We start from the raw sequence: 12,457 nt of genomic DNA, 5'->3' as shown, positions 1-12,457 counted from the left end.
TCGTGTTCCCTCAACTTTAGGCGAGGAGGATGTCGTGGAGACCAACGCTCAGGCGCGCCTGTCTAGGCTCTCAGTATGAAAGCAACTGTGATCCATGGCGCCCGCGATGTGCGACTCGAGGAGGTGCCGAACCCGGGATTGAGCACCGGGGGAGACGCAATCGTGCGGGTGGTCGCGGCCTGCGTTTGCGGCTCGGACCTGTGGCCCTATCGCGGCGTGACTCCCACCGACGAGCCGAGCCGCATCGGTCACGAGTTCGTCGGCGTTGTCGAGGAGGTCGGGCCGGATGTCGCGCGCATCAAGGTCGGGGACTTCGTCATTGCCCCGTTCTACGACTGCGACATGACCTGTGCGAACTGCCGCAATGGGGTGAGCACGTCGTGCCTGCACGGCGGCTGGTGGGGCCAGAGCGACCGGATGGGCGGCTTCGCGGACGGCGCCCAGGGCGAATTCGTCCGGGTGCCGCACGCCGACGGCACCCTCGCCGCGACGCCGGAACAGCCGGACGCCGCGCTCGTGCCGAGCCTGCTCGCGCTCTCCGACGTGATGGGCACCGGCCATCACGCGGCCGTGTCGGCCGGTGTGGGGCCCGGAAGCACGGTGATCGTGGTCGGCGACGGCGCGGTCGGGCTCTGCGCGATCCTCGCCGCGCGCCGCCTCGGTGCCTCGCGCATCGTCGCGATGTCCCGGCACGCCGACCGCCAGGCGATCGCCCGCGAGTTCGGTGCGACCGATGTGATCGAGGAGCGCGGCGACGAGGGCGTCGAGCGCGTGAAGGCCCTGTTCGACGGGATCGGCGCCGACTGCGTGCTCGAGTGCGTCGGCACCAAGGAATCGATGGACCAGGCGATTCGCTCGGCGCGTCCCGGTGGCATGATCGGCTATGTCGGCGTGCCGAACGGCGGCGCGGAGCTGCCCATCCGCCGCCTCTTCGGCACCAACGTCGGAGTGAACGGTGGGGTCGCGCCGGTGCGCAACTACATCGAGGAACTGCTGCCCGAGGTGCTCGCGGGCACCCTCAACCCCGGCCCGGTGTTCGACCTCGAGCTGCCGCTGGCCGATGTGGCGGAGGCGTACGCCGCGATGGACGAGCGCCGCGCGACTAAGGCGCTGCTGCGGCCCTAGTGCACTCTCCGCGCGCACAAACCCGCATTGGCGCTCATCTGCGGTGAGAGTACATGAAATGGTGCTTCCGGATGCCGGAGAGCAGCCATTTCGCGTACCCTCGCCGTGCTGCCGTGCTGCCGTGCTGCCGTGCTGCCGTGCTGCCGTGCTGCCGGGCTGCCGTGCTGCCGGATGCGTCCGGCCAGCCGCTACAGCCGGATCCGCTGCCCGTTGAGCACGAAGGCGGGCGCGTCCCAGAGCGAAACGACCCGCTCCGCGAGCACCTCGACGGGCGTGAAGCCCTCCTCGTCGCCGAGCGCCTTGACCACAAATGTCACGGCGGCCGAGTTGCCCGGCTTCACCCACGCGCTCGCGATCGACGCGACCCAGGTCTCGGCGGCACCCTTGAGGGTCGCGTAGTTCACGTTGCCCCAGGTGGGCTTGTCGACGGCGGTCGAGCTGACGATCGCGAGCCGGCCGGCCTCCGACGCCCCGAGGTCGTTGCGCAACTCGGTCGAGGTGTGCCGCAGCGTCGTCATGATCCGCTCCTCGAGCCAGACCCAGTCCCGATCCGCGTGCCCGGAGCGCCAGCCGCCAACAAGGTGGATGAGGCCGTCGACCGAGCCGACCTCGTGGTGGACAGCACGCACGAACTCCTCGACCGCATCGCCGTCGGCGAGATCGCAGACGAATCGGTGCCCGGCGCGCACGCCGGCGAGCTTGTCCATTTTCGACCCCACTGCCACGACGTTGGCTCCGGCCTCGGCCAGCGCCGCGCACACGGCATGGCCCGCTTCGCCTGTCGCGCCGGCGACGATCACTGTGCGGCCGAAGACCCCGCGAGCCCCGGCATCCGTTCCTGTCACGTTCGACATCTTCTCCACCTTCGATTCAGATTCAGAAGTGCGTGTTCCGAGCGTAGCCATCGCGCCGGGTGATGTGAGGGGCCTTCGGGCCTAATGCCGAAGTCCCCTCACGGAAACCCGCTACGCGCTCTCCGCCGTGATCCCCGCGGTCGACTCGATCACCGCGGCCATTTTCTTCGAGAGCGCCTCGTAGAACATCGAGAGGGGGAACTCATCGTCGAGCACGGCATCCGTGAGTGCCTTTGCCGGGCCGTCGAGCGGCAGGTCGCGCGTCGCCCACTTCGAGGCCGGATGCGGGGTGAGTGTGGCCGCCACCAGGTCGTACGCGGCGAGCCAGTGCGCGACCTTGGGGCGGTCGATCGAACGCCAGTACAGCTCGTCGATCTTCGCGCCAAGCGCCACGATCACGTCGGGCACGTCGGCCCAGTCGATCGTGAGGCGGGTGTCGGTCCAGTGCAGCACATGGTGCTGGTGCAGCCACGCGAACAGCAGCTGCCCGCCGACGCCGTCGTAGTTGCGCACCCGGCTGCCCGTGAGGGCGAACCGGAAGATGCGGTCGAACAGCACCGCGTACTGCACCAGCTTCGCGTGCTCGCGCGTCACGTCATCCGTGTCCTCCGCGCGGGAGATCCGCACGGCCTCCCGGTATGCGGTGAGGTCGCAGCGCAGCTCCTCGAGGGAGTACAAAAAGTACGGCATCCGCTGTTTGATCATGAACGGATCGAACGGCAGGTCGCCGCGCATGTGCGTGCGGTCGTGGATGAGATCCCACATCACGAAGGTGTCTTCGGCGAGGCGCTGGTCGTCGAGAAGTGCCGCCGCGTCGTCCGGCAGTTCGAGCCGCGTGACGGATGCCGCCTCCCGAACGACCCGGCGGAACCGGGCGGCCTCGCGGTCGGCGAAGATCGCCCCCCAGGTGAAGGTCGGGATCTCGCGCATCGCGACCGTCTCCGGGAACAGCACGGCCGAATTCGTGTCGTAACCGGGGGTGAAGTCGAGGAACCGGATCGGCACGAACAGCTTGTTCGAGTACTCGCCGCCCTCGAGCTCGGCGACGAACTCGGGCCAGATGACCTCGATGAGCACCGCCTCGACAAAGCGGCTGCTGCTGCCGTTCTGGGTCACCATCGGGAACACGACGAGGTGCCTCATGCCGTTCACGCGGTTGTGCTGCGGCTGGAACGCCGTGAGTGCGTCGAGGAAGTCGGGAACCCCGAATCCGCTCGCCTCCCACTTGCCGAAGTCGTCGTCAAGCGCCGCGAGGTAGGCGGCGTCGTGCGCGAACAGCGGTGCCAGGTGGATCACGCTGCGGCGGATCGTCTCGACGAGGGCCCGGGCCTGCGGGTGGGCAGTCTCGTCGGGAATGCTCCCGTCCTTCAGCTGGTGAGCCTGCAGGGCGATCGCTGCCGCCTTGAGCTGCTGCCAGGCCGGGTGCGCGATGAGCTCGGATGCCGTGATGCCGGCCTCGTCTTCGAGAACCTCGGGTTCCCCGACGATTGCTGTGCTGCTGTTGTGGCGTTCTGACATGGAAGACCTCCGATCCTCGTGAGTTGCGGCCCGGGCGCAACAAAAACGCCCGTCGTTTCGAGCCTAACGACAGGTCCGCGCTATTTGCTTGTGATCGGCGCTCGAAACGTGCGTCGGAGGAGGAGTCGACGGCCGTCCGTGCGCTTTGTCAGAGCTCGTGCAGCGCGAGCCATCCGCCGAGCACCCGATTGAACGCCTCCGGGCGCTCGACGCTCGGCAGGTGGGCGGCATCGGCGAAGCGCGCGCTCGTCACCCCCGGGATCGTAGCGACGAGAAACTCGAAGGCCGCGAGCTCCTCGGTGACGTCGCTCTCGCCGACCGTGACGAGCGCCGGCATCCGCAGGTCGACCAGCCGGTCGAACGCCGGCGGATCGAGGTGCTCGGGCCGGGGCCGCTCGCCGACCCTGGCGAGGTTGGAGCGGTTGAGCGAGTAGGCCAGCTCGACGAAGTCGGGGTCGAGCCGAGCCTGGTCCCTCGTCGGGCCGATCGACCAGAGGCGCACCTCGAGCTCGTTGAGCGCAGCCCAGTCCTCGGCGACGAAGGCGCGGTCCATCGCGTCGAGAATCTCGTGCTCCCGATCGGAGGGCTCGAGGTCGGGGAAGCCGCTCGGGCCCGAGCCGATCGTGGCGAGGCCAGCGACGCGGTCGGGGCTCTCGAGGGCGAGGTCGATCGCTATCCCGCCGCCTCGCGAGCATCCGATCACGGTCGCCCGGGCGATGCCGAGGTGGTCGAGGAGGTCGCGTGCGTCGTCCCGGTCGGAGAACTCGACGTCCCGCGTGGAGGTGTTGCCGAACCCTCTCGTGTCGTACCGGATGACGAAGTGATCGCGGTCGAGCATCGGCACGAGACCGTCCCACATGCGCAGGTTCGCGACCCCCGCATGGATGAGAAGGATGGCGGGGTCGGAAATGTGGCCGTGCGTCTCGTAGTAGAGGACGGCTCCGTTGACGTCGAGTTCTGGCACGCGTCGAGGGTATCGCGGCTGGCGGGAGCCGCGCGAGGAAGATTTGCGCGGCGGCGCTGGCAGGCCACCCCGCTGCGGCAGACTGGAGCCGGAGCCAACGCGTCGAAGGGGGATCATGCAGGGGGTGCTCACCGGGTTCGGCATCATCGGCTCGGTCATCGCCGTCGGCTACATCGTCGGCCGCACCGGCATCCTCGGCCCGCACGCGCGCTTCGTGCTCAGCCGGATCGTGTTCTTCGTGCTCTCCCCGTGCCTGCTCTTCACCGTGCTCGCGGATGCCGACGTGAAGGTGCTCTTCTCGTCGCTGCTGGTCGTGGCGGCGATCACCGCGGTCACCTCGTTCCTCATCTACGGGGTCGTCGCGTTCGCCATCTGGCGGCGCCCGCTGCCGGAGGGGGCGATCGGCGTCGCCGCGTCCGGCTGGGTCAACGCGAACAACATCGGCATTCCCGTCGCGGTCTACGTGATCGGCGACGCGGCGAGTGTCGCCCCGGTGATCATGCTCCAGCTCATCGTCTTCACCCCGATCCTGCTGACGATCCTCGACGTCGCCACGAGCGGCCGCACCTCGGCTGCCCGGGTGCTGTCGCAGCCGCTGCGGAACCCGATCATCATCGGCTCGGCGCTCGGCGCGATCCTGTCGGCGACGCGGGTGGAGCTGCCGGATGCCGTCATGGAGCCCTTCCGCCTGGTCGGTGCCGCCGCGGTGCCGGTCGTGCTGATCGCGTTCGGGATGTCGCTGCACGGGCAGCGCGCGCTCGCCGCGGGCACGCAGCGCCGCGACGTGATCCTCGCCTCCTCGATCAAGCTCGCGGTCATGCCGCTCCTGGCGTGGATGCTCGGCCGCTTCGCGTTCGGCCTCGACGACGACCAGCTCTTCGCGATCGTCGTGATGGCGGCGCTGCCGACCGCACAGAACGTGTTCAACTACTCCCAGCGGTACGACCGCGGCGAGATCATCGCGCGCGACACGGTGCTCATCACGACGATCGGCTCGGTGCCCGTCCTGCTCGTGGTCGCGCTGCTGCTCAGCTGAGCAGCATCCGCCCGGCTGGGCTAGAAGATCATCGGGCGGTCGTCGTCCTCGAGGCTGCCGAGGTCCAGGTCGACGACGACGGGAACGTGGTCGCTGGGCGCATCGCCCTTGCGCTCGTTGCGGTCGATCCGACCCGCGGTGACGAGGTCGTCGAAGCCCTGTGAGCCGAGGACGAAGTCGATCCGCATGCCCTCGTTGCGCGGAAAGCGCAGCTGCTGGTAGTCCCAGTAGGTGTATCCCTCGACCCCGCGCGTGCGCAGCGCGTCGATGAGGCCGACCTTCTCGAACACCGTGAAGGCGTCCCGCTCGGGCTGGCTCACGTGCGTATTCCCTTCGAACAGCGCGATGTCCCAGACGTCGGTGTCGAGCGGAGCGATGTTGAAGTCGCCCATCAGGGCGAGCGGCTGCTCCGGATGCTCGGCGAGCCAGCCCGCCGTCTCGGCGGCGAGCTTCGCGAGCCAGTCGAGCTTGTAGGGGTAGTGCGGATCGCTCAGCTCACGCCCGTTCGGCACGTACAGGCTCCACAGCCGCACCCCGTTCACGGTCACGCCGAGCGAGCGTGCCTCCTGCGGCAGCGCACCGCTCTCGTCGGGCTTGCCGAAGCCGGGTGCGGAGTCGAATCCGCGCGCGACGTCCTCGAGCGGCAGGCGGCTCGCGAAGGCGACGCCGTTCCACTGGTTGAGGCCGTGCAGCACGACGTCGTAGCCCGCCTCGTCGAACGGCGCAAAGGGAAACTGGCTCTCCTTGCACTTGATCTCTTGCATCGCGAGCACGTCGATGTCTTCGCGCACGAGCCAGTCGACGACGCGACCGACTCTCGTTCGGATCGAATTGACGTTCCAGGTCGCTACTCGCATGCATTAACGCTACCGGAGGCCCTTCCGCACCCGGCCCAGGGAGCCCCGCACGAGGAGCGCCGAGCCGGTGCCCGAGCGCCAGGATTCGAGCGGACCCTCACCCTCTCGTCTAATGTGAGTGTCGTGACAGACGCGCGCGCCAAACTCATCGACGCAATTTCGGCAGAGGCCGTGTTTCACGGCGACTTCACGCTGACGAGTGGCAAGAAGGCCACCTACTACGTCGACCTCCGCAAGGTGAGCCTCGATCACCGCGTCGCGCCGCTCATCGGCCAGGTCATGATCGACTTGATCTCCGAGATCCCCGATGTCGCCGCCGTCGGCGGAATGACGATGGGGGCCGATCCCGTCGCCGCCGCCATCCTCCATCAGGGCGCGGCTCGAGGGCTGGCCTATGACGCGTTCGTCGTGCGCAAGGAGCCCAAGGACCACGGCAGGGGCAAGCAGGTCGAGGGCCCCGACCTCGAGGGCAAGCGCGTCATCGTGCTCGAGGACACCTCCACGACCGGCGGGTCCCCGCTCGCCGCGATCGCCGCGCTGAACAAAGTCGGCGCGATCGTCGTCGCTGTTGCCGTCGTCGTCGACCGCAACACCGGCGCCAAAGAAATCATCGAGGCCGCGGGATATCCGTACTACTCCGCGATCGGCCTCGCAGACCTGGGACTCGACTGATGAACCGACAAGATCAAGATCCCCACGACTGGCTGACCGCCCAGTTCAGCGACGACGACGAAATCGACGACGAGAACGCGGGAACGGATGCTGCGGATGCCGACGCCGCCGACTCGACCGTGCTGACAACGCCTGTACCCGCCGTCTCTGCATCGCTGCCAGTCGCTTCCGCACCCGAACCTCCTGTTACGGACTCCGCTCCCGAGCCCGCCGCATCCGAATCCGTCGCTCGCGAGCCGGCCGCAGCATCCAAGCCGGTCGTCTCCGAGCCCGAGCCCGAGCCCGAGCCCGCACCCGAGCCGATGCGCCGCGCAGGTTCCCCCGTCTCGACGACCGGGGCACCCTTCACGTGGGGGTTACGGCCGACCGCCGGCCCTGTCGCACCAGTCGAGCAGCCCGCCCCAGCAGCAGAGGAGCCCCCGATCGAGCGTGAGCCCGACCCGGTGGTGCCCGCCTCGTTCTTCCCGGCCCCGACGCCCGCACGGCCCGCCCCGCAGGCAGCGGCTGATCCGCCCGCTCCGACCGCGGCCGATCCCGCCGCGACTGCCGCCGCGGCGGTCTCCACGCCCGAGCCGAACGGCGCCGCCCCGCAGGCAGCGGCACCGGTGTCTGCAGCCGCCGCCGCGGCGCCAGTGTCCGCTGCCGCGTCGGCCGCGCCCACCCCGCCCGCCCGCCCGTTCTATCCGCCGCCGCCGGCGATTTCGCGCACGACGCAGCCTGGGAGCGAGCCGCTCGCGGTCTCCGCACGCCAGCCCGTGGCCGAGCCCACTCAGGCGGATGGCGCCACAGGCCCCGGCATGTCGATCTCGGAGGTTCTCGACGCCCCGTCGCCGCGCCGCGCCGCGCGCGAGGCCGCGGCCCGCGAGGAAGCCGCCCGCGAGGAGGCGACGCGCGATGACATCGCCCCCATCCAGGCCGGAGTAGACGAGCCCCACGACGACGGAATCGACGACCTCGTCGACCCCCACGCGCCGTTCGCCCCGACCTTCTCCGTCGTGCCGCCGGAGGTTCCCGGCGCGGCCGATCCCGTTCGCGCCACAGGCACGCCCCGGTTTGACGTGCCGGTGCTGCCCACGCCCGACGGCCCCGCTCTCGCCGGCCGCGCCCAGTCGGTTGCGAATCGCGAAGCCAGAATGAAGGCCTCATCCTCGCGCACGCAGAAGATACTGCTGCTCGCCGGCATCGTGCTGGTCGTCGTGCTGGGCGTCGTGCTGATCTTCGTGCTCGCCCAGCGCGGGGATGCCGCGACCGTCACCGGCGCACTCGACAGGGGCGCCTTCTTCGCCGACGCCGTGGGGCTCACCCGCTCCGTCTGACTGCCACCAGACGCGCGAGGCCCGCCGACGCTAGACCAGGGGCTCCTCTGGCATCAGGTCGTCGTCGATCCCGACCGTGAACGGTTCGGCGTCGACGAGGTCGATGACGCCGCCCAGGATCTCGTCCGGGCGGAACGGGTAGCGGTCGATCTCGGCTTGGTCACTGATGCCGGTCAGCACGAGGATCGTGTGCAGCCCGGCCTCGATGCCCGCGACGATGTCGGTGTCCATGCGGTCGCCGATCATGCCGGTGTTCTCCGAGTGCGCGCCGATCTTGTTCATCGCCGAGCGGAACATCATCGGGTTCGGTTTGCCGACGACGTAGGGCTCCTTGCCGGTCGCCTTGCTGATGAGGGCGGCGACGGCACCCGTCGCGGGCAGCGGCCCCTCGGCCGACGGTCCCGTCGCATCCGGATTCGTCACAATGAACCTGGCGCCCGCGAGGATCAGCCTGATCGCGCGGGTGATCGCCTCAAACGAGTAGTTGCGCGTCTCGCCGACGACGACGTACTCGGGGGAGGTGTCGGTCATCACAAAGCCGGCCTCGTGCAGTGCAGTGGTGATGCCGGCCTCGCCGATCACGAACGCGGAGCCACCCGGGCTCTGCGATGCCAGGAAGTCCGCCGTGGCGAGCGCGGAGGTCCAGAGAAACTCCTCGGGAACGTCGAGGCCGGATGCCTTCAGCCGCGCGCTCAGGTCGCGCGGCGTGAAGATTGAGTTGTTGGTGAGCACGAGGAACGGCTTGCCCTGGTCGCGCCACTGCTGCAGGAGTTGCGCAGCGCCGGGCAGAGGTTGATTCTCGTGTACGAGCACACCGTCCATGTCGGTGAGCCAGCATTCGATTTCGTCGCGTTTGGCCATGGCCACATCGTAGCGACCGCGTGTTTCGATCGGGTGGCGCGCGTGGGTCCAGCTCGCAGCAAGCAGGGCATCCGCGTCCTCTAGAATCATCGGGTGGATCTCTCCTTTGAACTGACCCCCGATCTGGCCATCGCCTTCGTCACCCTCTTCGTTCTCGAGATCGTGCTGGGTGTCGACAACGTGATCTTCATCTCGATCCTGGCGAGCAAGCTCCCGGTCGAGCAGCAGGCGAAGGCCCGCAACCTCGGGCTCACTCTCGCCATGCTCATCCGGATCGGGCTGCTGTTCGGGGCATCCTGGATCATCACCCTCACCGACGACGTGTTCACTCTCTTCGGCAACGGGTTCTCCGGCCGCGACCTCATCCTCATCGCCGGCGGGCTGTTCCTCGTCTACAAGGCGGTCACCGAGATCCACGAGAAACTCGAGGGCGCCGAGTCGCACGGCAGCGGCCGGGTCAAGACGGTGACGTTCGGCGCGATCATCGCCCAGATCCTCGTGCTCGACATCGTTTTCTCGTTCGACTCGGTCATCACCGCCGTCGGAATGGTCGACAACCTGCTCGTCATCATCGTCGCGGTGGTCTCCTCGTTCACCGTGATGCTGTTCTCGGCGAAGTACATCTTCGCCTTCGTCAACCGGCACCCCACCGTGAAGATGCTCGCGCTCGCGTTCCTTGTGCTGATCGGCGTCTTCCTCATCGCCGACGGGTTCGACGTCAAGATCGACAAGGCGCTGATCTACGGCCCGATGGCCTTCGCGATCATCGTCGAGGCCCTCAACCTCGCAGCCAAGGCCCGCCAGGAGAAGCGCCGCGGACCGATCGAGCCGGTGCACCTGCGCCACGCCTACTCCAAGGCCGACGACCACGCGGCCGTCGCGGCCGCAACGTCGTCGGGTCCGGATGCCGGTGCTGTCAGCCTCTCGCGCAAGCCGGTCACGGGCACGATCACCCAGACCGACGGCCACCAGGAGCCGGCCGGGCTCGGCTGATCCGCCCGGGCCGGTAACCTCTCCCCGTGCATCCAGACAAGCCAGCGCCCTCGATCGAACTGACCACGCAGGGCGTCGGCCCGTGGGTCGGCGAGCTGCCCGACGACCCTCGGTACGACCCGGATCTGCTCTCGCGCGGCGACTCCCGCAACGTCATCGACCGGTACCGGTACTGGACGATGGAGGCCATCGTCGCCGACCTCGACGAGCACCGGAACCCGTTCCATGTGGCCATCGAAAACTGGCAGCACGACATGAACATCGGTTCGATCGTGCGCAGCGCGAACGCGTTCGGCGCCGAGACCGTGCACATCATCGGGCGCAAGCGCTGGAACAAGCGCGGCGCGATGGTGACCGACCGCTACCAGCACGTGATGCATCACGACACCGTCGAGACGTTTGCCGAGTGGACCGCAGCTGCCGCGCTGCCGATCGTGGCGATCGACAACGTGCCCGGCTCGGTCATCATCGAAACCTTCGCCTTCCCGGCCGCGTGCGTGCTGCTGTTCGGGCAGGAGGGCCCGGGGCTGTCGGATGCTGCCCTCGCGGCATCCGCCGACACCGTCGAGATCAGCCAGTTCGGCTCCACCCGCAGCATCAACGCCTCCGCGGCGGCGGCGGTCGCGATGCACGCCTGGGTGTTACAGCACGTGCGCTTCCCGCACTGAGCGGTACCGTGGGAACATGACGACCAACCTGCTCGGCCCCGCCGACACGCTTCTACCGGAAGAGCCCGACGTGCTCGCCTCCATCGCAAACACAGGGCTGGATGCGGCCGACGTCGTCGTCGCGCACCCCGCCTCGCCGCTCGCGTGGGCGCTCCTGTCAAACAACGCCTACAACGCCGAAAAAATGATCGAGTCATACGCGTTCGCGCGGGTCGGTTACCACCGTGGCCTCGACGCGCTGCGCAAGGCGGGCTGGAAGGGACACGGCCCGGTGCCGTGGTCGCACGCACCCAACCGCGGAGTGCTGCGTGCGTTCTACGCGCTGCAGCGGGCGGCGGATGCGATCGGCGAAGAGGACGAGGTCGAGCGTCTCGGTGCCCTGCTCGCCGAGTCCGACCCGACGGCGGCTGCTGCGATCGAGGCGGAGCACCCCGAGCACTGACGCTGTCATTATTCAGGAGTGGCAGGCAAGCAGCAGCTTTCATCATTCAGGAGTGGCAGGCGGGCCGGCGGGCGGATGCTGGGATTTCGAGCATCCGGCCCCTCCCCGCGCACCATTTTCGCGAGAAACGCAGCATTCCTGCGGCCGCTCATGGGTCGGCAGCAGATCACTCCTGAATGATGAAAGCGGTGGGCGCCCGAAAGTCCGGGTGCACCGTCTGCTGACACCTCCAACTCCTGAATAATGAAAGGAGTGTTATCGGCGGGAGCGGCGCTCCGCGACGATCGTGTAGATGCTGCCCGCAGCGGCGATGGCGAAGCAGACTAACCCGAACCATGAGACCGCCTCGGACGGGTCGCGGGCGAGGCGGATCGCGTAGAAGAAGGCGAGCACGCTCGCCGCCCCGCCCACGATCCACGGGGCGACGATGCGGAATCGGCTGGGCTGGTTCTGGCTCGAGGTCATGCCCGATTCTCCCATTCTCCTCCGCTGGCTGCGTCGCCGGGCGGGGGAGTGCCGACGTAGCGAGCGGCATCCTCCCAGCCGAGCCCGGCACACGACAGCGTTGTGATGACGACGAGCCGGTGGCCCTCGGCCGAGGTGAGCCCGAGGCGGGTCGCCTCATCGAGCACGTTGAGTGCGGCGCCCTCGATGAGCCGCGCAAGGATCGCGCCCGGCACGTCCTGGCGGAAGGATCCGGATGCGACGCCCGCCGTCACGACGCGCTCCAGCACCTCGCGCAACGGCCGCAGCACCTCGGCGATGCGCGCGCTGTATGGGCCGCGCACCGCCAGCACCGCGGTGGCACGCACGTGCGAGACCTCACCCCACAGGCGCGAGCCGATCGTGGCGATGGCCGCGCGCGGGTCCGTGTCGTCGAGGGGCAGCAGGCTTGCCGCGATGCGAGTCGCTCCGGTGGCCAGAATCTCCTCAATGAGGTGGTCGCGCGTCGGGAAGTGTCCGTAGACGGTGCGGCGGGTCAGGCCCGCCTCCGCGGCGATCGCATCCATCCCGGCGTCGGGGTCGACACACAGCACGCTCACGGCCGCCTGCAGGATGGACAGCCGGTTGAGCAGCGCATCGCGCCGGACCTGTCGAGGAGCGGGGCGGGAGACGGATGACATCATCGAAGCCTAGCGATCTTGCACAAC

At 68.6% G+C, this 12,457-nt stretch carries 14 protein-coding genes; 7 read left to right on the top strand and 7 right to left on the bottom strand.

Features of this window, described 5'->3' with window-relative positions:
- Positions 1-75: 75 nt before the first annotated feature.
- Complete coding sequence (locus ABIB15_RS08545) at positions 76-1,125, top strand: zinc-dependent alcohol dehydrogenase family protein (protein WP_354476919.1); 1,050 nt, start codon at positions 76-78, stop codon at positions 1,123-1,125.
- A gap of 188 nt (positions 1,126-1,313) precedes the next feature.
- Here the strand turns inward: ABIB15_RS08545 and ABIB15_RS08540 are convergent, their stop codons facing one another.
- The 3 genes from ABIB15_RS08540 to ABIB15_RS08530 form a co-directional block, all read right to left on the bottom strand.
- Positions 1,314-1,979, bottom strand: coding sequence for an SDR family NAD(P)-dependent oxidoreductase (locus tag ABIB15_RS08540; RefSeq protein ID WP_354476918.1), 666 nt, complete (start codon positions 1,977-1,979; stop codon positions 1,314-1,316).
- A 111-nt stretch (positions 1,980-2,090) separates the two neighbouring features.
- On the bottom strand, positions 2,091-3,497 hold the full coding sequence (locus ABIB15_RS08535; RefSeq protein WP_354476916.1) for a DUF6421 family protein: 1,407 nt from the start codon (positions 3,495-3,497) through the stop codon (positions 2,091-2,093).
- 148 nt (positions 3,498-3,645) lie between these two features.
- Positions 3,646-4,461 (bottom strand): alpha/beta fold hydrolase, encoded by an 816-nt coding sequence (locus ABIB15_RS08530; protein WP_354476914.1) that lies wholly within the window; start codon positions 4,459-4,461, stop codon positions 3,646-3,648.
- A 115-nt stretch (positions 4,462-4,576) separates the two neighbouring features.
- Between ABIB15_RS08530 and ABIB15_RS08525 the strand changes: the two genes are divergently transcribed.
- Positions 4,577-5,497 (top strand): AEC family transporter, encoded by a 921-nt coding sequence (locus tag ABIB15_RS08525; protein ID WP_354476912.1) that lies wholly within the window; start codon positions 4,577-4,579, stop codon positions 5,495-5,497.
- A gap of 20 nt (positions 5,498-5,517) precedes the next feature.
- Here the strand turns inward: ABIB15_RS08525 and ABIB15_RS08520 are convergent, their stop codons facing one another.
- Positions 5,518-6,354, bottom strand: coding sequence for an exodeoxyribonuclease III (locus ABIB15_RS08520; protein ID WP_354476910.1), 837 nt, complete (start codon positions 6,352-6,354; stop codon positions 5,518-5,520).
- A gap of 123 nt (positions 6,355-6,477) precedes the next feature.
- On the opposite strand from ABIB15_RS08520, the gene pyrE reads away from it, so the two are divergent.
- Together pyrE and ABIB15_RS08510 are read left to right on the top strand one after the other, a co-directional pair.
- Complete coding sequence (gene pyrE / locus ABIB15_RS08515) at positions 6,478-7,026, top strand: orotate phosphoribosyltransferase (RefSeq protein ID WP_354476908.1); 549 nt, start codon at positions 6,478-6,480, stop codon at positions 7,024-7,026.
- Positions 7,026-8,342: a hypothetical protein gene (locus tag ABIB15_RS08510; RefSeq protein WP_354476906.1), complete on the top strand. Its 1,317-nt coding sequence runs from the start codon at positions 7,026-7,028 to the stop codon at positions 8,340-8,342. The genes pyrE and ABIB15_RS08510 overlap by 1 nt, the downstream gene beginning before the upstream one ends.
- 30 nt (positions 8,343-8,372) lie before the next feature.
- Here the strand turns inward: ABIB15_RS08510 and ABIB15_RS08505 are convergent, their stop codons facing one another.
- A complete protein-coding gene (locus ABIB15_RS08505; RefSeq protein ID WP_354476904.1) occupies positions 8,373-9,203 on the bottom strand; it encodes an HAD-IIA family hydrolase in 831 nt (276 codons plus the stop codon).
- 93 nt (positions 9,204-9,296) lie between these two features.
- Between ABIB15_RS08505 and ABIB15_RS08500 the strand changes: the two genes are divergently transcribed.
- From ABIB15_RS08500 to ABIB15_RS08490, 3 genes are read left to right on the top strand one after another with little or no spacing between them, the layout of a single operon-like run.
- Positions 9,297-10,196, top strand: coding sequence for a TerC family protein (locus ABIB15_RS08500; RefSeq protein WP_354476902.1), 900 nt, complete (start codon positions 9,297-9,299; stop codon positions 10,194-10,196).
- 26 nt (positions 10,197-10,222) lie between these two features.
- Positions 10,223-10,864 (top strand): TrmH family RNA methyltransferase, encoded by a 642-nt coding sequence (locus tag ABIB15_RS08495; RefSeq protein WP_354476900.1) that lies wholly within the window; start codon positions 10,223-10,225, stop codon positions 10,862-10,864.
- Between the two features lie 16 nt (positions 10,865-10,880).
- On the top strand, positions 10,881-11,306 hold the full coding sequence (locus ABIB15_RS08490; protein WP_354476898.1) for a DUF3151 domain-containing protein: 426 nt from the start codon (positions 10,881-10,883) through the stop codon (positions 11,304-11,306).
- A 255-nt stretch (positions 11,307-11,561) separates the two neighbouring features.
- Here ABIB15_RS08490 and ABIB15_RS08485 read toward each other — a convergent pair whose 3' ends face one another.
- Positions 11,562-11,771 carry a hypothetical protein gene (locus ABIB15_RS08485; protein ID WP_354476896.1) on the bottom strand — a complete coding sequence of 70 codons (210 nt, stop codon included), beginning with the start codon at positions 11,769-11,771 and terminating at the stop codon, positions 11,562-11,564.
- Positions 11,768-12,430 carry a TetR/AcrR family transcriptional regulator gene (locus ABIB15_RS08480; RefSeq protein ID WP_354476894.1) on the bottom strand — a complete coding sequence of 221 codons (663 nt, stop codon included), beginning with the start codon at positions 12,428-12,430 and terminating at the stop codon, positions 11,768-11,770. Before ABIB15_RS08480 ends, ABIB15_RS08485 begins: the two co-directional genes overlap by 4 nt.
- Positions 12,431-12,457 lie beyond the last annotated feature (27 nt).

This window comes from Marisediminicola sp. UYEF4 (genome assembly GCF_040546025.1).
GTDB lineage: Bacteria > Actinomycetota > Actinomycetes > Actinomycetales > Microbacteriaceae > Marisediminicola.
This window is presented reverse-complemented; position numbering and strand designations above follow the sequence as displayed.

Excerpts from the sequence above, each read along its gene's own strand:
- ABIB15_RS08545 (WP_354476919.1), top strand. The coding sequence starts at position 76 with ATGAAAGCAACTGTGATCCATGGCGCCCGCGATGTGCGACTCGAGGAG.
- ABIB15_RS08540 (WP_354476918.1), bottom strand. The coding sequence starts at position 1,979 with ATGTCGAACGTGACAGGAACGGATGCCGGGGCTCGCGGGGTCTTCGGC.
- ABIB15_RS08535 (WP_354476916.1), bottom strand. The coding sequence starts at position 3,497 with ATGTCAGAACGCCACAACAGCAGCACAGCAATCGTCGGGGAACCCGAG.
- ABIB15_RS08525 (WP_354476912.1), top strand. The coding sequence starts at position 4,577 with ATGCAGGGGGTGCTCACCGGGTTCGGCATCATCGGCTCGGTCATCGCC.
- ABIB15_RS08520 (WP_354476910.1), bottom strand. The coding sequence starts at position 6,354 with ATGCGAGTAGCGACCTGGAACGTCAATTCGATCCGAACGAGAGTCGGT.
- ABIB15_RS08510 (WP_354476906.1), top strand. The coding sequence starts at position 7,026 with ATGAACCGACAAGATCAAGATCCCCACGACTGGCTGACCGCCCAGTTC.
- ABIB15_RS08505 (WP_354476904.1), bottom strand. The coding sequence starts at position 9,203 with ATGGCCAAACGCGACGAAATCGAATGCTGGCTCACCGACATGGACGGT.
- ABIB15_RS08490 (WP_354476898.1), top strand. The coding sequence starts at position 10,881 with ATGACGACCAACCTGCTCGGCCCCGCCGACACGCTTCTACCGGAAGAG.
- ABIB15_RS08485 (WP_354476896.1), bottom strand. The coding sequence starts at position 11,771 with ATGACCTCGAGCCAGAACCAGCCCAGCCGATTCCGCATCGTCGCCCCG.
- ABIB15_RS08480 (WP_354476894.1), bottom strand. The coding sequence starts at position 12,430 with ATGTCATCCGTCTCCCGCCCCGCTCCTCGACAGGTCCGGCGCGATGCG.